The organism is Maritimibacter sp. (assembly GCF_016774595.1).
In the GTDB taxonomy this organism is placed as follows: Bacteria; Pseudomonadota; Alphaproteobacteria; order Rhodobacterales; family Rhodobacteraceae; genus Maritimibacter; species Maritimibacter alkaliphilus.
Genome location: NZ_JACBWT010000001.1, coordinates 632,415 through 651,102, shown reverse-complemented (window position 1 = coordinate 651,102; position 18,688 = coordinate 632,415). Strand labels below are relative to the sequence as shown.

Below are 18,688 nucleotides of genomic sequence, written 5' to 3'. Positions count from 1 at the left end.
ACTATTTACAAAACCGCTAATTCGGATAACTTCAATCCGTTTTCCAGATAGGATGGACATGCGCTTCAAAGGGCTCGATCTCAACCTGCTCGTCGCGCTCGACGTGCTGCTTCGGGAGAAGAACGTCAGCCGGGCGGCCGAGAAACTGTTTCTCAGCCAATCGGCCACCTCCGGCGCGCTCGCGCGGCTCAGGGAGTATTTCAACGACGATCTGCTTGTGCAGGTCGGGCGGCAGATGGTGCTGACCCCGCGTGCCACGGCGCTGTCCGGCAAGGTGCGCTCGGCTCTCGTCCAGATCGACGGCACCATCATCCAGTCGCCGGAATTCGACCCCTCGACCGCGGTGCGCACCCTGCGCATCATCTCGTCCGACTTCATCACGATTTCCGTTCTGCGCGAGGCGGTGCGCGAGATCGGGAAATCCGCGCCGGGTCTGACCATCGACATTCAGCAACCCGCCAACAAACCGCACGAAAAGATCGAGCGGGGCGAGGTCGACCTTCTGCTCATGCCCGAGCTTTACATCTCGCCCGATCACCCGTCCGAGCAGTTCTTCACCGACGATTACGTGGTGATCGCATGGTCCGGCAATACGCAGTTCGGCGATACGATCACCGAGGATCAGTTCTTCGCGGCCCGCCATGCGACCGTGATGTTCGAAAGCCACACGCCGTCCTACGAAGCGTGGTTCATCCAGAACAAGGACGGGCGCGAGCGTGACATCGCCATCGTCGTCGGCAGCTTCTCGGCGCTGCCCTTCATGATCGAAGGCACCGATTACCTTGCGCTCATGCACCGCTCGATGGCCGATATCTTCGCCCGGCAGATGCCGCTCAGGCTTCTCCCCTGTCCGATCGACATTCCACCGCTGGTCGAGAGCATCCAGTGGCACACCTATTCCGACGGCGACGAATGCCTCGCCTGGGTGCGCGAAAAGATCCACGAACAGGCGCGCGGTCTGGCTATCGGCGCGGTGGATACGACGCATTAAATCAATCTATTTCACCGCTAGCTCAGGGCCCGCTACTGTCGCGCGGTGAGGAATTTCCGTGGGAGGACACGATGAGCGGTAACCTGTCGAAACACGTCAAGACGGCGTTGATCGTCGGCGGCGGTGTGGGGGGACCTGCGGCTGCTATCCGCTTGGCCGAAAACGGCGTGACCGTCGATCTGGTCGATATCGAAGAGAACTGGGGTGCGGCGGGGACGGGCGTGACCCTGTCGTCGCTGACCTGCCGGGCGCTCTGCGACTTGGGTTTTGCCGACGACCTGATCGAGAAGGGGCACCTGCACGACGGTCTGACCATGTGCGACCCGGTCGGCAACGTCATCAACGATATCGAGGCCCCGCGCCTTTATTCGCCGGACGTGCCGGGCGAGGGCGGCGTGATGCGCCCGGTTCTTCACGACATGATGGTGAACCGGATGCGCGATCTTGGCGTGACCATCCGCACCGGCACCACCGTCACGGCGCTGGAGCAGGACGGGCTTGCCGTCACGGCCCGTTTCACCGACGGAACGACGGGCACCTATGACCTCGTCATCGGGGCGGACGGGCTGTTTTCCAAGGTGCGCGAGATGGTGATGCCGGACGCGCCCAAGCCGCAATACACCGGACAGGTCTGCTGGCGCGCGCAGATGACGCTGCCGCAGCATTGGGAAAAGGCCAAGATGTTCATGGGGCCGGTCAAGGTCGGCTTCACGCCTTACGCCAAGGACCGGATGTATCTGTTCCTGCTGGAGAACGTGAAAGAAAAGCCGTTCTACAAGGAAGAAGAGCTTCTGCCGAAGCTCCGCCAGCTTCTCATGCCGTTCGGGGGCGAGCTTGCGGGCATCCGCGACGAGATGGACGAGGACACGCCGATCCTTGCCCGCCCTCTGGAATCGATCCTGATCGACGGGCCGTGGAACGTGGGCCGGGTGCTGCTCATCGGGGATGCGGCCCATGCCACGACGCCGCATCTGGCCTCGGGGGCCGGGATGGCCGTCGAAGATGCGATCGTGCTGGTCGAGGAACTGGACAAGGCCGACACGTTCGAAGGCGGGATCGAGGCGTTCATGGCCCGCCGCCTGCCGCGCGGAAAGCTGGTCGTCGGCAATTCGCTGAAACTGGGCGAGTTGGAGCAGGAGGGGGCCGGGATGGACAAGATCGGCCCGCTCATGGGGCAATCGCTGGCCGCGATCGCGCAGCCCTACTGACGACATGCGAATGGGTGGAGGAGGGCGGCCACGACGGCCGCCTTTTTCGGTCAGCGGCTGGAAATCCCGGTGCTGAACAATTCGACCATGCGCGCGACCTGAACCGCGCGACGCGCACGATCCCCCGGTTGCAGGCCGAGGCCGAGGGTATCGACCAGAAGGGCGATGTCGTCGCGGTGGAAATCCGGCCGCAACTCGCCCGCTTCGATCCCCGACCGCCGGAACCGGTCGAGCACTTCGACCACCCGATCGCGCAAGTCGCTGAGGTCGCTTTCGGCCTCTGTCAGGGCAAGCGCCTGACCCAGTGCGGCATGGGCGGCGATGTCTTCGGCCAAGGCGTCGAGCATGAACCGGAACCCCTGCGGCGTGGCCGACACCTTTTCCGCCAATTGTTCGAAACGTGCTACGTTTTGCTCGAATACCGCCATGGCGAGGACGGAACGGTTCGAAAAGTTACGGTAGAGCGTGGCGCGCCCGACGCCGGCCTCGACCGCGATCCGGTCCAGCGCGATCACGAAACCGTCCCGCGCGAACACGTCGGCTGCCGCCTTCAGAATCGCTTCGCGGTTCCGAAGACCGTCAGCGCGCATCTTTTTCTGTCCCATACCTTTGATTATCCGGGCCTTCTTCGTTGAGCAAGTCAGTGCTGTCGCGGGGGGCGCGCCCGCCCCGGTCTTATACGTTCGGCACGGGCACCGTCTCGCCCGCCATGTGGCTGGCGGCGACGAAGCCGAAGGTCAGCGCGGGGCCAAGCGTCGCGCCGGGGCCGGGATAGGTGCGACCCATGACGCTCGCCGTGTTGTTGCCGGTCGCATAGAGCCCTTCGATCACCTTGCCGTCCGAAGTCAGCACGCGGGCGAATTCGTCCGTCACCAGACCGCCCTTGGTGCCCAGATCGCCGGGGTAGATCTTGGTCGCCCAGAACGGTGCCTGTTCGATCCGTCCGAGGTTCGGGTTCGGCTTCACGCGCGGATCGCCGTAGTAATTGTCGTAGGCCGTGCGCCCGCGCTGAAAATCCTCGTCCACGCCGCTGTCCGCGAACCCGTTGAACCGTGCGATGGTGGCTTTCAGCCCGTCCACGTCCACCCCGGTCTTCGCGGCCAGATCGTCGATGCTGTCGGCCTTTATCAAGAACCCGCTCTCCAGCCAGTCCTGCGGCGTGCGTCCGCCCGGCGCGGTGCCGAACATGTACCGCTTGCGATGCCGGGCATCCATGATGAGCCACGCGGGGATCGCCGCGACCTTTTCGTTCCGGTCAAGCTGGGCCCGTCCCGCATCCACGTAGCTTTCGCTTTCGTTGCAGAACCGCGCCCCGGTCTGATCCACCATGATCGAATGCGGCAGCGACCGCTCCCACACCGGGAACCCCGTGGTGCCGTCTGGGTAGAGCGTCGAGGGCCCCCACCACGCTTCGTCCATCAAGGCGAGGCCCACGTCCATCTCGTTCATCGTCAGCCGGATACCGTCGCCTGTGTCCTTGGGGCTCGCTGACGACCATGTGCCGTCCACGGGCTGATGCGCCGCTCGGAATTCGGGATTGTGGGCGAATCCGCCCGCCGACAACAAGACACCCGTCTTGGCCTCGATCCGTTTGGTCGTGCCGTTCTCATCGACGACAAGGCCCGTGACACGGCCCTCCGACTGCACGAAGCCCGCAAGCGCCGTGTTGAGCCGGATTTCGGCATTGGTCTTCGTCGTGAAGATGTGCATGAGCTGCCCGGTCAGGGTCTGCCCGATGGTCTGGGGCATCCGCCCGGTGATCCGCCATGCCGCCGTCGTCAGCAGAATTTTTGCCAGCCGGAGCGCGGCTTTCAGCGTCCGGGTCGCAAGCGGCAGCAGGTAGACGTCATCGGTGGCAAAGGCCATCGCGGGGGCGTCCTGTTCGCCCTTGCGCTGACTGTCCTTCCACGCGCCCAGCTTGTTCGCGTCGAAGGTCTGGCCTTCGATGATCCGCCCGATCTTGCCGCCGGGCCGGTCGGGATAATAGTCGGGATAGTTCGGCGCGCGCTGCCAGCGAAACCCCATCTTCTCGGCGTATTTCGCCATGCGCGGGGCGTTGGCGATGTAGGACAGCTTGCGCTGGCGGGACGAGCAGGGGCCGACCTCCTCGATCACGTCCTCCATATAGGTCAGCGCCTCCTGCGGGGAATCCGCAGCGCCATCGGCTTTCATCAGGTGGTTGTTCGGCACCCAGACCCCGCCGCCCGACAGGGCCGATGTGCCACCCCACTTGTCGGTCTTTTCGATGAGCAGGACGGATTTCCCCGCATCCGCCGCTTTGATCGAGGCCAGCAGCCCCGCGGCACCCGACCCGACCACGATCACATCGACGCTTTCATCCCAGTTTTCGGCCATTTCGCACCCTCCCGTTCGCGTTGTGGACATGAGTGTCCACTTGTCGCGCGTTCCGGTCAATACTGTCCACTTCCGGGCCGCACAAAAAAGGCGGCCCGCAAAGGGCCGCCAGTCCATTGCCCGAGGGCAACTGGGAGAAAATCAGGCTGCGACGACTTTCTGGTCGATTGCGCCGAAAACCGATTGTCCGTCCGCGTCGAAGACTTCCATCTTCACCGTGTCGCCGAAGCGCATGAACGCGGTCCTGGCTTCGCCCTCGTCGATCATTTCGATGCCCCGACGCTCGGCGATGCAGGACGACCCGACTTCGCGGTAGGTTTCGTTCGACACGGTGCCCGAGCCGATGACCGTTCCGGCCACGAGGTCGCGGGAATAGGCGGCGTGCGCGACCAACTGGTCGAACCCGACGGACATGGCATAGCCGTTCGCCGCGCCGAATTTCTCGCCGTTCCACCAAACGTTCAGCGGCAGGTCCACGCGCGCGTCGCGCCACGCGTCGCCCAACTCGTCCGGCGTCACGGCGATGGGCGCCATGGCGCAGGGCGGCTTGGCCATGACCCAGCCGAAGCCCGATTTCATCTCGAGCGGCGCGATCCGGCGCAGGGACCAGTCGTTGATCTGCACGATCAGCCGGATGTGCTTGCGCGCATCCGTGGCCGAAGTCCCCAGCGGCACCTCGTCGGTGATGATGCCGAACTCGCCCTCGAAGTCGATGAAATCGTCTTCGGTGGGGAATTTCACATCCTGCGTCGGCCCGTAGAACTTCGACGAAACCCCCTGATACATATAGGGAAACGGAGGTTTGAACTTGTCCTCCATGCCAAAGACCTTGTCCATCAGGTCGCCGTGGCTGTCAAAGGCCGACCCGTCCAGCCATTGCCATGCGCGCGGCAGGGGGGCGAGTGCGGCGGCAGGTTCGAACCCGCCGCCAAGCCCGTTGTTGACCGCTTCGTATTCCATCTCGAGCTGGATCTCGACCTCGTCCCAGCGTTCCATCAACTCCTGCATCGTGTGGGCGCCCTTGGCCGGTTCGATCCGGGTCAGGTCGCGACTGACGATGAAAAGCCGCCCGTCCTTGGTGCCATCGGGCATGGTTGCGAATTTCATTCTGTCCTCCCAGTGGGTTGTTCTTGTTCGGTGTCAGATCATCGCGGCGGCGACAAGGGCGGCCGCATCCGCATCGCGGGTAAAGCCCAGCCGGTCCGCCGTCGCGGTTTCCAAACGCGGGTACGATCCGAACAGCGCGACGACCTCGGGGTCCGGTGCGAAGGTGACGGTCGAAGGGCTGTCCGGGAACCGGGATTTGAGCGCCGCCACCAGTTCCCCGAAGGTGAGCGAAAGCGCGGGCAGGGTGAATGCCCTGTCCGTCCCGATGTCCGTGAGCTTCGCACCGTGGACGAAGTTGGCGGCCACGTTGTCGACCGAGGTGAGCCATGTGCGGCTGTCCTCTGCCACCGGGAGCGTGATGTCCTCGCCGCGTTTCACGCACCAGAACAGCCGCGACATGAAGGCTGTCTTCAGCCCCGCGTCGGCCCCGTCCCGCGCCATAACGCCGGAGGGGCGCAGAGACACACCGTCAAGCCAGCCGCGCGCGGCGAAGTTCGACAAGGCGACCTCCATCATCAGTTTCTGCGCGCCGTAGATCATCGTGGGGGCAAAGGGCGTCGCATCCGTCACCGGGTCGGGCAGGGGTTTGGCATAGACCGCGATGGTCGAGGCAAAGACCATCCGCGTGTCGGGCCGCGTGTCACGCAGATGCTCGAACAGCCCGAGGGTCGCATCCACGTTCACGGCCCGCGCCAGCGCATAGTCCGCTTCCGCCGCACCGCCGAGGATCGCCGCGAGCAGGATCACCGCATCGGCCCCGTCCAGCGCCGCATCCCGAACGGCAGGGTCCGCGAAGTCGCCGACATGGGTCGTGACGGGTTTGCCGTCCGGGGCGGGCATGTCGACCCGGTCGACCATCGCGATGCGCTCGATATCGGGATCACTGGCCAGCCGACGGGCGATCCGTTGTCCGACGAACCCACCCGCGCCAATCACCGCAATCTTCATTCTGGACGTCCCGTCTTGCAAATTGAACAGTTGACCAAGTAATAAGTCCCGGACCGTGCAGAGACAAGGAATCCCGGCCGTCCGGCGCATTTCTTTTTTCGCGGTAAGGTATTGGCCCGATCCATAGATGCGGATGGTTTGGCGGGTCCGGTGAGGCGAAAGGATACAGGCATGACGAACCCCCTGATCGGATTTCAGATCGACCCGGCGGAGCTGTCCTATATCGGGCACGACCTCGAACGCCCGGAGTGTATTCTGGCCGAACAGGACGGAACACTCTGGAGCGCGGATGGCCGGGGCGGCGTCATGCGCATCGACCCGGACGGGACGCAGGCGTTAATCCTCCAGAAGGGGACCGAGGCGAACACCGCGTCCTCGTTCGAGGATCGCCTCGTCAACACGACCGGCAGCCTGCCCAACGGCCTGACCTTCGATGCGAACGGCGACTTCCTGATCGCGAATTTCGGCACCGACCGGGTGGAGCGGATGACGCGCGACGGCGAGACGAGCGTGGTGATCGACAACGTCGACGGGCGGCCCTTCGGCAAGGCTAATTTCATCACCCGCGACACGAAAGGGCGACTTTGGCTGACCGTGACGACCACGATGAACCCCTGGACCGACCACGTGAAAACGAATTCCCGCGACGGCTACATCGCCCTCATCGACGAGCGCGGCGCGCGGATCGTGGCCGACGATCTGTGCGGCACCAACGAGTTGCGCTTCGACGCGAACGAGGACTGGCTTTACGTCGCCGAAACCACCAGCCGGAACATCACCCGGTTCCGGGTCGACGGCGATACGTTGAAGGATCGCGAAATCTACGGTCCGACCGTGTTGCCGGGCTTCTGCGACGGCATCGCGCTCGACACCTACGGCAATCTCTGGACGACGCTCATCATGGCCGACCAACTGGTCGCGATCACGCCCGAAGGTGACGTGCTCACCATCCTCGACGCGGGCGGGGACCCGGCGGCTCTGGCCCGGCTGGACGAGGCGTGGCGCAAAGGGCAGGTGACGCCGGAGATCATGCAGGCCTGCGGTGGTCCGCAGTGCCGCTGGATGGCGTCGCTCACCTTCGGGGGGCCGGACCTGAAAACGGTCTATCTGGGCAGCCTTCAGGGCACGACGATCCCGTATTTCCGGTCGCCGGTCGCGGGCTTGCCGCTCATCTACTGGAACGGCTGAGGCTGGCGCCGGGTCGGTCCGCTCGTTAGATGGTTAACATGGAAACGATTCTGCCCGCCGCCCTGTCGCTTGCCGCTGCCGCTCTCTGGGGCCTATGTAACCATATTCAGCGCCACGCGCTCGACGACACCGACACGATGACGGGCGCGTTTCTGTCGGTGGCGGTGGTCGCCGTGTGCTGTTGGCTGGCGGCACCGTTCTTCGTCGATCCAAGTTGGTGGAGCTCGCGCGGCACGCTCATCTTCGTCATCGTGGGCGTGTTCTTTCCGGCTCTCGGTCAACGGTTTCAGATCGCGGGCGTCTCGCTCGTCGGTCCGGCGCTGACCGCTTCCATCGCCGCCTTTACCCCGGTCATCGCGATCGGCCTCGGCGTCCTGTTTCTTGGCGAGTCCCTTGGCCTTCAATCCGCGATCGGGCTGATCCTGACCATCGCCGGGCTGCTTCTGGCCACGTGGTCGCCGCGCGGGATCAAGCGGGGGTGGCCGCTCTGGGCCATTCTCGTGCCGCTCGGCGCTTCGCTCGTGCGCGGGATCAGCCAGCCCGGTCTGAAGTTCGGGATGCAGGATGTGCCCAGCCCGCTCTTCGCGCTGCTCGTCACTACGACCGTCTCGTCGCTCGTCCTAGGCGTCATGCTGATCCTCCACCATCGGCAGGGCCGCACGCGTTTCGGGTCCGGCGTCGGATGGTTCGCCTTGAACGGCCTCGTCAACGGGGCCGGGATTCTGGCGCTGAACGCGGCCCTCACGATGGGCACCCTCACGCTCGTGTCGCCGCTCTCCGGCACGGTTCCGCTCTGGGCGCTGCTGCTGGGTCTGTTCGTGTTCAAGCGCGAGACGCTGAAGTGGAAACACCTCGCCATCGCGCTCCTCATCGTCGTGGGCGGTGCGCTGATCGTGACGCGGTAGGCGTTGCAAGACGCCCGAGACCCGCCCCTTGGCCGTGCAGGCCGGCCCCAAGGGTGACGCGCAAATGCCCCGCGCTCAGGTCGCCGGGCGTTTGTCCTGCGCGGTGCGGTTCACATAGTGATCGACCGATCCCGGCGGCACGTCTTCGGGTGCCCAGACCCCGATCATGATGCCCGATCCCGGCCCCATGTTCTTGCGCCGCGACAGGATCTGTTTCGTCGGCACGGTGACCCGCTGCGAGTTGCGCAGTGCCCAGTGATGCAGATGCTCATACATCTCGGAAATCGTGTCCGCATGGTCCGGGGACTTGCCCAGATCGACCAGTTCGTTCGGGTCGTTCCTGAGGTCGAACAGCACGGGACGGAAGCCACCCTCGAAATGGATGAGTTTCCAGTCATGGGTCGCGACCATGAACATGCGGCTGTCGTCGGGGGCGAGCCCCATGTGCTCGGCCTGCGGGGTATGGCCGAAGTCGTATTCGCAGAAGCTGACGTCGCGCTTGGTGCGCTTTGCCGTCCCGTGCAGGATCGGGAGCAGGCTTTCGCCCTCAAGGATATGGTCCACATCAGTCGCGTCGCCGCCCGCCACCTCGTAGAAGGTCGGGGCAAGGTCGATCATCTCGACCAGCGCGTCGCAGGTGGTGCCGCGTGTCGCGTCCGCCTCGGGCGAGGGGTCGTAGATGATGAGCGGCACTTTCACCGAAGTGTCGTGGAAGAACATCTTCTCGCCCATCCAGTGATCCCCGATGTAATCGCCATGGTCGGAGTTGATGACGATCATCGTGTCCTCCATCCGGCCCGACTCTTCGAGATATGCCCACAGCACGCCCATCTGGTCGTCGATCTGCTTGATGAGACCCATGTAGGCGGTCAGCACCGTCTCGCGCACATGGTCCTGCGAAAAGCTCTTGCCGACCGGCGCTTCGATCATGCCGCGCACGACCGGGTGGTCGGTGTCCTTCTCGGCCTCGGCCCGAACGGGCGCGATGAAATGCTCCGGCCCGTACATGTCGTGATAGGGCGCGGGCACGATATAGGGCCAGTGCGGTTTTATCAGCGACAGGTGGCAGCACCACGGGCGATCCCCGGCCTGCTCGATGAAGTCTATCCCGCGCCGGGTCATATAGGGCGTCTCGCTGTCCTCTTCCGCGATGTTCGCGGGCTCGGTCGAGTTCTTCAGGAACCAGCCGGAGAGCACGTTGCCCGCGTCGTCGAGGCCCGAATTGGCGTAGTCGTGCCATGGGTTCTCACCCTCGTAGCCCTTGCCCCGCAGATAGGCGTTATACTTGTCCGCCGAATGGGTTTCGAGGAACGGCCCGCCCTTGATCTTGCCCTCGAAGGCAAGCCCGTCGTCGCGTTCGAAGGCATCGAAGCCACATTCCGACACCCGCGCGCCGATCAGGCTGTCAGGCTCCAGCCCCAGCCGCCGCATCCCTTCGGCGTCGGCCTGCATGTGGGTCTTGCCGACCAGAACCGCGTCCATCCCCATGTTGCGCAGGTGGTCGCCCATGGTCATCTCGCCCACGTTCAGCGGATATCCGTTCCACGCGGCCCCGTGGCTGTGCACGTAGCGCCCAGTGTAGGTCGACATCCGGCTAGGCCCGCACAGCGGCGACTGGATGCGCGCGTTGGTGAAACGCACACCCATCTTGGCGATCCGGTCGATGTTCGGCGTGTCGAGGTGCGGGTGGCCGTAGCAGCTCAGATAATCCCAGCGCAGCTGGTCGAACATGATGAACAGGATGTTCTTGGCTTTGGCCATGGTGGCACCTCGTTTGTGCGGGTGATGGATTTATTGCCGACCGGCAAGCGCCGAGCGGCGGTAGTGCCAGTCGAGCAACCGGCGGTTGGCCCAGTTCGTCGCGCCGTTCACGATGACCGAGACAATGGCGATCACGATCAGCGCGGTCATCACGCGGGTCATCGAGAAATCGGATTGGGCGATGCGCAGGTAATCGCCCAGCCCGTTGGTGGACACGATGATCTCGGACACGACGGTCAGCAGCAGGGCGACGGTGATCCCAAGTTTGATGCCCGCGAAGATGCGGGGCAGGGCGGCGGGCAGGTCGATCATCGTCATCCGCTCCCACGTCGTCAGGCGCAGCGAACGGGCGAGGCGGGCCTGCATCGGGTCCTGCACCTTCACCGCGTCGATGGTGTTGATGACGATGGGAAAGGACGCGCCCCAGACCACGACGACCAGCTTGGCCGCGTCCCCGATGCCCAGAAGCATGATGGCGAGTGGCACCACCGCGATGGGGGGGAGGGGGCGGAAGAACTCCAACACCGGCTCTACGATCTCGCCCAGCACGCGGACGCGGCCAAGGACGATGCCCAGCGGCAGCATGGTGACCAGCGCGATGGCAAAGCCGATAGCAGCGCGGCGCAGGGTGTCGAGCGTGGCGGCCCAGAGGTTCCCCCAATCCTCGACAATCGTCAGCGCGACGGCGCTGGCGCGCGGGAAATAGAAACTGTCCGCGATCATCGCCCAGACTTCCCAGACGACCAGGATCAGCAGGATGAAGATGATACCGGGCCAGTTGATGCGGCCGTTGATGAACCTGTCCATTACGCGGCGGCTCCCATAGCGGAATAGCGGCTCTGCCAGCCGGCCAGTGGATAGCGCACGGCGGCGACGAGGAAGTTCATGGCGATGCCCAACAGGCCGATGATGAACATGAGCGCGTACATCTGATCCCACAGCAGGCTGAAGCCCGCGTTATAGATCATCGCGCCCAGACCCTGACCGCCCAGCAGCATCTCGGTCGCTGTGGTCGCGAGGAGCGAGACCGAGGCGGACAGTCGGATGCCGGTGAAGATCTCGGGCATCGCGGCGGGCAGACGGATCTGCCACAGGATCTGCCAGTCTGTCAGGCCATAGATCTTGGCGGTGTTCACCTGCACAGGCTCGACCGTCGACAACGCGTTCGAGGCCGAGATGTAGGTGGCCCACATGCAGCCGAAGATGATGACGAAGTAGAACAGCGCGGGCGTGATTCCGAGCACGAAGATCAGAAGCGGCACCAGCGCCGGGGGCGGCAGCGAACGCAGGATGTCGGTGATCGGCTCCAGAGCGCGGCGCAGAAGCGCGAAACGCGCGGCGACCAGCGCGACGGCGATGGCGAGGACCACCGCGACCGACAAACCGATCAGCATTCGCTGGACGGTGGCGAAGAAGTTCAACCAGAAATCGCCGCTGGTCACGAAAGCCCAGATCGCGGCCCCGATCGAGGCCAGCCGGGGCATGTAGTCGGGCGACACGAGGCCGGTCGCGGTCACGATTTCCCAGATCACGAGGAAAATCAGAAGACCGAAGGTCCGTCTTGCGAGCAAAAGCATCGTGTCGCCCCTTGGCCTTGGCTTACTTGTAATCGACGGCGCGCACGGCGTCGTTCAGGTCAAGCTTGCCGTCTTCGATCATGCCGGTCAGCACCATCTGCTCCAGCAGCGGCTCGTACTGGTCGATCGTGGTGGTGAAGCTTTTCGCCTTGAGCGGCAGCGGGGTCGCGTTGGCGGCTCCTTCGGGCATCCCGAATTCCGCCATCAGGATCGCGTTGACCTTGGACCGGTCCTCGACCAACTCGCGGTAGGACTGCTCCATCGCCGCGAGAAAGCGTTTGGCGATGTCCTCGTTCTCGGCCAGCCACTTGTCCTGCGCGAACCATGCGCCGAGCGCGTATTCCGTGCCTTCGTCGGAATGGATCAGGCCATTGGCAAGCTCGACCGCGTTGATTTTGTCCGACGACATGATCATGCCGTGGAACGGCTCACCGACATGCACGGCGTCCACGTTGCCGACCTCGAGCGCCGAGGGAAGCTGCGGGAAGGGCAGGGCGACGAATTCGACCGTGCTCGGGTCAGCGCCAGCGGCGACCATGTGGCTCATGAAAGCCAATGTGGCGGGCGAGTTCTTGGCGACCACACCGATGGTCTTCCCTTCGAGCGACTTGAGGTCGGTGGTCCCGGCCTCTTCCGTGCCGATCAGCCAGTTGTGGTTGTAATCCGGCTGACGCTCGGTGTCGCCGGTGCCGAAGACGGCGATGGGCAGACCCTTGGAGCGGGCCAGAAGCGCGATCCCGGCGGCGGTCTGGCCGATGTCGGCCGACCCCGAGGCAAGCGCGGTCATTAGCTCCGGCCCGCCGTTCACCACGGTCAGTTCGATGTTGAGGTCATGCGCCTCCATGATCCCGCTGTCGATGGCGTATTTGACCGACACCAGCGGCGGGATTTTCATGTAGGCGACCTTGACCGTGTCCATCGCAAGGGCTGCGACGGGCGCGGCGACGGTCAGCGCGGCCAGCGCCACACCTTTCAGAAAGTTACGTTTTTTCATGGTTTCCTCCCTCGGAATGATACCCGCGGCTGGCGGGACTTGACCTGTCAGGTCAGGATCGCTTGAACGACCGGATGCGCTCGATCACCTCGTGACGGATGCGCAGGAATTCCGGGTCCTCGCGGGTTGTGAGGTGGTCGCGGGGCTTGGCCAGCGGCACCTCGATCTCTTCGACGACGTGGGTCGGGCGGTTCGACAGAACGACGATCCGGTCTGCCATGTAGACGGCTTCCTCGACATCGTGGGTGACGAGGATGCAGGTCTTGTTGAATTGCTTGGCAAGCCGGAGCAGCAGATCCTGCATGTCCGCGCGGGTCTGCGCGTCCACGGCGGCGAGCGGTTCATCCAACAAGAGCAGCTTGGACCGCGTGGCCAGCGCCCGCGCAATCGCCACACGCTGTTGCATCCCACCCGACAGCTCCCATGGATAGCGATCCTCGAACCCCTTGAGGCCGACCGCTTCCAGCATTTCCATCGCGATGGCGCGCTTTTCGTCTTTCGTGGCTTTCAGACGCCGCATCGCGAAGAGCACGTTCGCGATGTTGCGCTTCCACGGCAAAAGCGAGCGGGAGTAATCCTGAAACACGACCGACAGCCCTTCGGGTGGCCCATCGACCGCCTTGCCCTGAAACAGCACCTGACCTTCGTCGGGCACATAAAGCCCGGCCAGCGACATCAGAAGCGTGGTCTTGCCGCAGCCCGAAGGGCCGACGATGGTCAGGAATTCTCCGGGCTTGGCCGCGAACTCGATCCCGCCTAGGATCTTCAGACGTTCCGAACGCGATCCGAGCGATTTCTGAAGCCCGGTGACGGACAGGATGTCGACAGCCGATGCGGCTCCGTCGTCAAACATGCATTCCTCCCCACGCGACTCGCGTCACGCTTCCTTTGCATTTCGCTGAAGCTTATTTATACAATCAACCAAATAGTGGAAAATCGCATATCCCAAGGTGATGTATCGGTCTGGTCGATAGGTCGCAGGGACAGTCAGGGGAAGGTCCAATGGCAGCGGCGGCACGCAAGCAAAAGGTCACACGCCAGAACGGCGATCAGACCCGCGAAAAAATCCTCGATGCGGCCGAGGCATCGTTCGGGGAACAGGGTTTCGCGGCCGTTTCCTTGCGCGAGATCACGACGCGGGCCGAGGTGACTCTGGCGCTCGCCTCCTACCATTTCGGAACCAAGGACAACCTGTTCGAAGAGGTGGTCGCGCGTCGCGCCACGATCTTGTGCGCCGAGCGTCAGGCGCGGCTCGAAGCCTTGGAGAACTCCGACGTGCGTGCGATTCTGGGCGCTTTCTTCGGTCCGCTCTTCGATATGGCCAAATCCGGCGACCCGGGCTGGCCCGCTTATTTCCGCGTGCTCGCCCGTCTGGGCGAGGGCGACGAATGGATGCATCTTCTGAGCCGATATTTCGACGAAACCGCGCAGGCCTTCGTCGCCGCGCTTCAGAAGGCGATGCCGGGCGTCGATCCTGACGGGCTCAACCGCGGCTTCGTGATGGCCCTGCACGCCATGCTCGCCACCGTGTCGCAACATGCGCGTGTGACGACCCTGACCGGGGGCAAAGTGTCGGCCCACAACCTCGAGGCCGCGCAGGAGGCGCTGTTGACCTTCGCCACCGCAGGTATCGAAAGCTTCGATAGCAGGCGCTGACTTATTCCCCGAAGCGGGCGCGCGCGGCCTCGACCTCGGCGCTGTTCGCTTCGATCCAGCGAATGACGCGGTCCAGTTCCCCGGCCAGCCCCCGGCCCAGATCGGTCAGCGCATAGTCCACCCGGGGCGGCACGGTGTCATGTTCGCGCCGTGCCACGAACCCGTCGCGTTCCAGCGCGCGCAGGCGCAGGGTGAGCATGCGTTGGGATATGTCCCGCTCTGCCGACAGCGCGGCGATCACCCGTTTCAGAGTCGCGTGGCGGTAGGTTCCGGTCGCCAGAACCTTCAGGATCAGCGCCGACCAGTTGTCGCCCATCCGCGCCAGAACCTCGCGCACGGGCGCGTCCTTGTCCGGCGGCACGTCGCCCATCTGCCGCGCCAGATCGGACAGGCCAGCCAAACGCGGGTCGTCGCCCGTGCGCGACGGTTCGCCAATGGTCAGAAGGGTGCGCAACTCGGTTTCGGTGGGCATGGCCCATAGCTATGCCAAAACCCGCCCCCGCCGTCCATCGACCTAGTGCGGCAGACCCATCTCGATCTCGGTGCCGTCGAGCTTGATATTGGTGAAGCGGTTGTAGGCCACCTGGATTTTAGTGAACCGACCGTCGCGCAGATCATACATGATGAGCCCGTGATAGACGAACATCTCGCCCTTTCGGACCGCGCCGAACAGCGTGTCCGGGTTGTCGGCGAGCGCCTCGAACTCCGTCCGCATCTCGATCGCGACATGGTCGTCGTTCCCGATGAAGCGCAGCGGGTTCAGCCGTTCGTCGAAGTCCGGCCAGATCTTGTTCTGGTAATGATCCTTCATCCCCGCGACCCCGGTGAGCCGCAGCGCGCCGTTCAGCATCTCCATATCGTCCGCGATGTACTCCTCGAAGGCCGAGGGGTCGCGAGCGTTGAACCGGGCGATGTAGTCGTCGAACGTCGCGCGGTTCACTTGGTGCCCTTCTTTTTCGGCGGTTTGGCGCTGCGGAACCAGATCGTCAGCAGGAACCAGATCGTGCGCGCGTTGAGCAGCTTCAGCGCCGCGCGCGCCTCCTCCGGCGACAGCTTCGCGGTCATCGGCATCGCCCCGAAAATCTTCCCCCGCACCACGAGGTAGTTGCGCTCATCCGCCTCGATCTTCGAGACGGTCATGAGTTCCTTGCCGGTGTTGTCGAGCAGTTTCATGCGATCACCTGTTCAAAGTCGATACCAAGGTCGTCGAACATGCGCAGCGCCGTCGCGCGCCCCGCGCCGAACACGCCGCCACCCGGATGCTGGAACGGCCCCACAAGATACAGCCCCTCGACCCCCGGCACGGTGTATTGGCCGAGGTCCGGGTTCGGGCGGTGCCCCATCGACTGATAGAGGAACGGCGCGCAGCCATGCATATCGCCACCGACGAAAGAGTTCGGGCTTGAGCGTTCCATGTCGAGCGGCGACCAGTGCGACGCCGCGATGATGTTGTCAGCCCCGAGGTTCGAGATGAACGGATCGTATTGGCGCAGCGTTTCGGCCGCGTAGTCCTCCTTAATCTCGTCCCATTTCTTCGGCCCCTTGCCGTCGATGTTGTAGGGCACCATCGTGATCGAGTGGAAAATCCCGGCACCCGCCGGCGCGCGCGACGGGTCGCCATGCGTCTCGTCCCCGCCGCCCAGAAGCCTGCGGGCCGGGATGCGTTTGCGCCGGATGTCGTCGAAGTCGTTCAGCATCGGCTCCAGCGTATTGTAGGGGAAGTATTCCAGCATGACGGCGGCGGTCACGTCCTCGCCATAGCGATACTTGGTCTGCTCGCGCAGGTCGTAGTGACTGACGAACAGCGACTGGGTCGAGAGCGTCACGTTCTTCGCGCGGGTCTTCACGCCCTCGTCCAGACCATCGACGAATTTCGACAGGACATGCGGGTGGATCGCGCCGATCACCGCGTCCTTGGCCATGAAGGTCTCGCCCGTGGTCAGGCGTAGCCCCTTCGCCTCGCCGGATTCCACGATCACCTTGTCGACCTCGGCACCCAGCCTGATCTCGCCGCCCTGATCCTCCAGACAGCGCACCAGCGCGTCGGTCAGCCCGCCCGAGCCGCCGACCGGCTGGCTCACCCCGTATCGGTGGATGATGCCGGGCATGATGAAGATGCCCATGCCGGTGCCCAGTTCGTCGGGCAGTTGCAGGTTCTCGGTCACCAGCTTGATGAGGTGCAGCTTGACCCGGTCGTCCTCGAAAGCGTTGTCGATGATGTCGAGCGACGAACGGTTCATCGCGTCCAGCACCTCGCGCCCCTCGGCTTCCATGTCCATCATCGCCATGAACGGCCCCCACGGCAGCGGCGGCGCGTAGGACCCCGACATGATCATCGGCAGCATCCGCATCGCGCGCTCGGCGAACCGGCGATAAGTCACCGCGTCGTTCTTGTTGAACTCGGCGATATTGGCGCAGGCCTGATCGAGGTCTTTGGGGGTGATGAGCACTTCGCCATCGGGAAACAGCGAGGCATAGGGGACATCCGGGTAGCGATACTCCAGCCCGTATTTCCCGATGAGGTCCAGTTCGTCCTCGGTAATCATCGGATTGCCCTGGATCATGATGTGCACCGACGAATGCAGATCGTGCCGATAGCCCGGCGTATTGATCTCGCGCGTGACGACCCCGCCACCCGGCCATTCCTGCCTTTCGAGGATCAGCACCTTCTTGCCCGCGCGGGCAAGGTAACAGGCGGCCACCAGACCGTTGTGACCGGCCCCCATCACCACGACGTCATAGTTCGACATGAAGTCCTCCCAACTGAATGGCACATCCTTATCCGGCCCCCGCAGGAGCGCGAAAGAAGGCACATTTCTGTACCCACCTTGAACGACCGACCAATTTACTGCAAGAATTGGTCGATCGACCAAATAGGGAGGCTTCGATGGTCAGCCAGAACGTGCGCCGTGTGGTTACGGGCCATGACGACAGGGGCAAGGCGGTGGTCCTGTCGGACGGCGCGCCGCCCAACGTGATTCGCCCCGAGCATCAGCCGGGTCTGGCGTTTCACGAGCTGTGGCACACCGATGCCTCGCCCGCGCCGGTCACCGCGACCGAAGCCGAGCCGACCGACCGCTACACCGAAACCGCCCCGCCGCCCCACGGCACGATCATCCGCATGGTCGACATCCCGCCGGAAGGGGAGGACGGGCCGGATTTCGACAAGGAAACCGCCCGCGCGCTGTTCGAAAAGGTCGGCCTGGCCGAAAACGCCGAACATACGATTCCGGGCCGCCACCCGCTCATGCACAGGACCGAATCCATCGACTACGGCATCGTCCTCGAAGGTCAGATCGTCCTCCTGCTGGACGACAGCGAAGTGGTGCTCGAACAGGGCGACATGGTCGTTCAACGCGGCACGATCCACGCCTGGACGAACCGCACCGACCGGATCACGCGGATGCTCTTCGTGCTCACCGACGGCGCCTTCGACCCGGATCTCGCGCGCAAAACCGCAGAACACGACAAACGGATCAAGGAGTTGGCGGGTGTCTGACGGCGCGTTCCCCGATCTCAGGTTCCATCACGTCGGCTTTTCCGTCGCGGATATCGAAACCGCCATTTCCTTTTACGGCGAGGTATTCGGCATGGAGGTCGAGGAGCGCCGCTACCTCGAACCCATCGACACGCACCTCGCTTTCCTGCGGCGCGACGATTTCCGGTTCGAGTTTTTCCAGAAGGGCGGCTCGCGGCCCGTGCCGGAGCATCGGCTGAAACCCAACACCGACCTTGGCGAGCAGGGCACCAAGCATCCCTGTTTCTCGGTCGAAGACCCGCAGGTCGCGCTCGAACTCCTGCATGCCCGGCCCGATTGCGAAATCGTCGGCCTGATGCGCGAACTCGGCAAACCAATGCTGCACGAGGCCGACCCGGTCCTGACCGAGGGCGACCCGCGCCCGCGCGCGGTGGCCTTCTTCTTCCGCGACCCGAACGACCTCATCGTCGAAATCCTCCGGGCCGCGAACTTCCCGGACTGATCTTCTCTGTTTCAAGAA

Annotated in this window: 20 protein-coding genes; 7 read left to right on the top strand and 13 right to left on the bottom strand. The window is 64.0% G+C overall.

Annotated elements, in window-relative coordinates; translation table 11 throughout:
• The first annotated feature begins 58 nt into the window (after nt 1-58).
• Together HOY44_RS03305 and HOY44_RS03300 are read left to right on the top strand one after the other, a co-directional pair.
• A complete protein-coding gene (locus HOY44_RS03305) occupies nt 59-991 on the top strand; it encodes a LysR family transcriptional regulator (protein ID WP_287433018.1) in 933 nt (310 codons plus the stop codon).
• A 71-nt stretch (nt 992-1,062) separates the two neighbouring features.
• On the top strand, nt 1,063-2,199 hold the full coding sequence (locus HOY44_RS03300) for an FAD-dependent monooxygenase (protein ID WP_287433016.1): 1,137 nt from the start codon (nt 1,063-1,065) through the stop codon (nt 2,197-2,199).
• A 50-nt stretch (nt 2,200-2,249) separates the two neighbouring features.
• Here HOY44_RS03300 and HOY44_RS03295 read toward each other — a convergent pair whose 3' ends face one another.
• From HOY44_RS03295 to HOY44_RS03280, 4 genes are all read right to left on the bottom strand, one after another.
• Complete coding sequence (locus HOY44_RS03295; protein WP_161600708.1) at nt 2,250-2,789, bottom strand: TetR family transcriptional regulator; 540 nt, start codon at nt 2,787-2,789, stop codon at nt 2,250-2,252.
• 85 nt (nt 2,790-2,874) lie between these two features.
• On the bottom strand, nt 2,875-4,554 hold the full coding sequence (locus HOY44_RS03290; RefSeq protein ID WP_287433015.1) for an FAD-dependent oxidoreductase: 1,680 nt from the start codon (nt 4,552-4,554) through the stop codon (nt 2,875-2,877).
• Between the two features lie 141 nt (nt 4,555-4,695).
• Entirely contained in the window at nt 4,696-5,661 is a 966-nt protein-coding gene (locus tag HOY44_RS03285; protein ID WP_008334967.1) for a fumarylacetoacetate hydrolase family protein, read from the bottom strand.
• 33 nt (nt 5,662-5,694) lie between these two features.
• Entirely contained in the window at nt 5,695-6,609 is a 915-nt protein-coding gene (locus HOY44_RS03280; protein ID WP_287433014.1) for an SDR family oxidoreductase, read from the bottom strand.
• A gap of 171 nt (nt 6,610-6,780) precedes the next feature.
• On the opposite strand from HOY44_RS03280, the gene HOY44_RS03275 reads away from it, so the two are divergent.
• Both HOY44_RS03275 and HOY44_RS03270 read left to right on the top strand, forming a co-directional pair.
• Nucleotides 6,781-7,797 carry an SMP-30/gluconolactonase/LRE family protein gene (locus HOY44_RS03275; protein WP_287433013.1) on the top strand — a complete coding sequence of 339 codons (1,017 nt, stop codon included), beginning with the start codon at nt 6,781-6,783 and terminating at the stop codon, nt 7,795-7,797.
• 38 nt (nt 7,798-7,835) lie between these two features.
• Entirely contained in the window at nt 7,836-8,702 is an 867-nt protein-coding gene (locus tag HOY44_RS03270; RefSeq protein WP_287433012.1) for a DMT family transporter, read from the top strand.
• A 75-nt stretch (nt 8,703-8,777) separates the two neighbouring features.
• Here HOY44_RS03270 and HOY44_RS03265 read toward each other — a convergent pair whose 3' ends face one another.
• The 5 genes from HOY44_RS03265 to HOY44_RS03245 are packed head-to-tail and all read right to left on the bottom strand — an operon-like array spanning nt 8,778 to nt 13,887.
• Entirely contained in the window at nt 8,778-10,463 is a 1,686-nt protein-coding gene (locus tag HOY44_RS03265; protein ID WP_287433011.1) for a sulfatase-like hydrolase/transferase, read from the bottom strand.
• Nucleotides 10,464-10,493: 30 nt separating this feature from the next.
• Nucleotides 10,494-11,270, bottom strand: coding sequence for an ABC transporter permease (locus HOY44_RS03260; protein WP_008334984.1), 777 nt, complete (start codon nt 11,268-11,270; stop codon nt 10,494-10,496).
• The gene (locus HOY44_RS03255; protein WP_287433010.1) at nt 11,270-12,040 is read right to left on the bottom strand and encodes an ABC transporter permease; all 771 of its coding nucleotides are present in this window, start codon (nt 12,038-12,040) and stop codon (nt 11,270-11,272) included. Before HOY44_RS03255 ends, HOY44_RS03260 begins: the two co-directional genes overlap by 1 nt.
• Nucleotides 12,041-12,062: 22 nt before the next feature.
• A complete protein-coding gene (locus HOY44_RS03250; protein WP_287433009.1) occupies nt 12,063-13,034 on the bottom strand; it encodes an ABC transporter substrate-binding protein in 972 nt (323 codons plus the stop codon).
• Nucleotides 13,035-13,086: 52 nt separating this feature from the next.
• Nucleotides 13,087-13,887 (bottom strand): ABC transporter ATP-binding protein, encoded by an 801-nt coding sequence (locus HOY44_RS03245; protein ID WP_287433007.1) that lies wholly within the window; start codon nt 13,885-13,887, stop codon nt 13,087-13,089.
• A gap of 149 nt (nt 13,888-14,036) precedes the next feature.
• On the opposite strand from HOY44_RS03245, the gene HOY44_RS03240 reads away from it, so the two are divergent.
• The gene (locus tag HOY44_RS03240; RefSeq protein WP_287433005.1) at nt 14,037-14,690 is read left to right on the top strand and encodes a TetR/AcrR family transcriptional regulator; all 654 of its coding nucleotides are present in this window, start codon (nt 14,037-14,039) and stop codon (nt 14,688-14,690) included.
• Nucleotide 14,691: 1 nt separating this feature from the next.
• Here the strand turns inward: HOY44_RS03240 and HOY44_RS03235 are convergent, their stop codons facing one another.
• The 4 genes from HOY44_RS03235 to HOY44_RS03220 are packed head-to-tail and all read right to left on the bottom strand — an operon-like array spanning nt 14,692 to nt 17,440.
• Nucleotides 14,692-15,162 carry a winged helix-turn-helix transcriptional regulator gene (locus tag HOY44_RS03235; protein ID WP_008334989.1) on the bottom strand — a complete coding sequence of 157 codons (471 nt, stop codon included), beginning with the start codon at nt 15,160-15,162 and terminating at the stop codon, nt 14,692-14,694.
• A 42-nt stretch (nt 15,163-15,204) separates the two neighbouring features.
• Entirely contained in the window at nt 15,205-15,630 is a 426-nt protein-coding gene (locus tag HOY44_RS03230) for a nuclear transport factor 2 family protein (protein WP_287433004.1), read from the bottom strand.
• Nucleotides 15,627-15,863, bottom strand: coding sequence for a hypothetical protein (locus HOY44_RS03225; protein ID WP_287433003.1), 237 nt, complete (start codon nt 15,861-15,863; stop codon nt 15,627-15,629). The genes HOY44_RS03230 and HOY44_RS03225 overlap by 4 nt, the downstream gene beginning before the upstream one ends.
• Nucleotides 15,860-17,440, bottom strand: coding sequence for a phytoene desaturase family protein (locus HOY44_RS03220; RefSeq protein WP_287433002.1), 1,581 nt, complete (start codon nt 17,438-17,440; stop codon nt 15,860-15,862). The genes HOY44_RS03225 and HOY44_RS03220 overlap by 4 nt, the downstream gene beginning before the upstream one ends.
• 137 nt (nt 17,441-17,577) lie before the next feature.
• On the opposite strand from HOY44_RS03220, the gene HOY44_RS03215 reads away from it, so the two are divergent.
• Entirely contained in the window at nt 17,578-18,189 is a 612-nt protein-coding gene (locus tag HOY44_RS03215) for a cupin domain-containing protein (protein ID WP_287433001.1), read from the top strand.
• A complete protein-coding gene (locus tag HOY44_RS03210) occupies nt 18,182-18,670 on the top strand; it encodes a VOC family protein (RefSeq protein ID WP_287433000.1) in 489 nt (162 codons plus the stop codon). The genes HOY44_RS03215 and HOY44_RS03210 overlap by 8 nt, the downstream gene beginning before the upstream one ends.
• Nucleotides 18,671-18,688: the final 18 nt, after the last annotated feature.

Coding starts and splice junctions, on each gene's coding strand:
- HOY44_RS03300 (WP_287433016.1), top strand. CDS start 1,063: ATGAGCGGTAACCTGTCGAAACACGTCAAGACGGCGTTGATCGTCGGC.
- HOY44_RS03295 (WP_161600708.1), bottom strand. CDS start 2,789: ATGCGCGCTGACGGTCTTCGGAACCGCGAAGCGATTCTGAAGGCGGCA.
- HOY44_RS03255 (WP_287433010.1), bottom strand. CDS start 12,040: ATGCTTTTGCTCGCAAGACGGACCTTCGGTCTTCTGATTTTCCTCGTG.
- HOY44_RS03305 (WP_287433018.1), top strand. CDS start 59: ATGCGCTTCAAAGGGCTCGATCTCAACCTGCTCGTCGCGCTCGACGTG.
- HOY44_RS03250 (WP_287433009.1), bottom strand. CDS start 13,034: ATGAAAAAACGTAACTTTCTGAAAGGTGTGGCGCTGGCCGCGCTGACC.
- HOY44_RS03235 (WP_008334989.1), bottom strand. CDS start 15,162: ATGCCCACCGAAACCGAGTTGCGCACCCTTCTGACCATTGGCGAACCG.
- HOY44_RS03260 (WP_008334984.1), bottom strand. CDS start 11,270: ATGGACAGGTTCATCAACGGCCGCATCAACTGGCCCGGTATCATCTTC.
- HOY44_RS03225 (WP_287433003.1), bottom strand. CDS start 15,863: ATGAAACTGCTCGACAACACCGGCAAGGAACTCATGACCGTCTCGAAG.
- HOY44_RS03215 (WP_287433001.1), top strand. CDS start 17,578: ATGGTCAGCCAGAACGTGCGCCGTGTGGTTACGGGCCATGACGACAGG.
- HOY44_RS03240 (WP_287433005.1), top strand. CDS start 14,037: ATGGCAGCGGCGGCACGCAAGCAAAAGGTCACACGCCAGAACGGCGAT.
- HOY44_RS03270 (WP_287433012.1), top strand. CDS start 7,836: ATGGAAACGATTCTGCCCGCCGCCCTGTCGCTTGCCGCTGCCGCTCTC.
- HOY44_RS03265 (WP_287433011.1), bottom strand. CDS start 10,463: ATGGCCAAAGCCAAGAACATCCTGTTCATCATGTTCGACCAGCTGCGC.
- HOY44_RS03220 (WP_287433002.1), bottom strand. CDS start 17,440: ATGTCGAACTATGACGTCGTGGTGATGGGGGCCGGTCACAACGGTCTG.
- HOY44_RS03245 (WP_287433007.1), bottom strand. CDS start 13,887: ATGTTTGACGACGGAGCCGCATCGGCTGTCGACATCCTGTCCGTCACC.
- HOY44_RS03290 (WP_287433015.1), bottom strand. CDS start 4,554: ATGGCCGAAAACTGGGATGAAAGCGTCGATGTGATCGTGGTCGGGTCG.
- HOY44_RS03275 (WP_287433013.1), top strand. CDS start 6,781: ATGACGAACCCCCTGATCGGATTTCAGATCGACCCGGCGGAGCTGTCC.
- HOY44_RS03280 (WP_287433014.1), bottom strand. CDS start 6,609: ATGAAGATTGCGGTGATTGGCGCGGGTGGGTTCGTCGGACAACGGATC.
- HOY44_RS03285 (WP_008334967.1), bottom strand. CDS start 5,661: ATGAAATTCGCAACCATGCCCGATGGCACCAAGGACGGGCGGCTTTTC.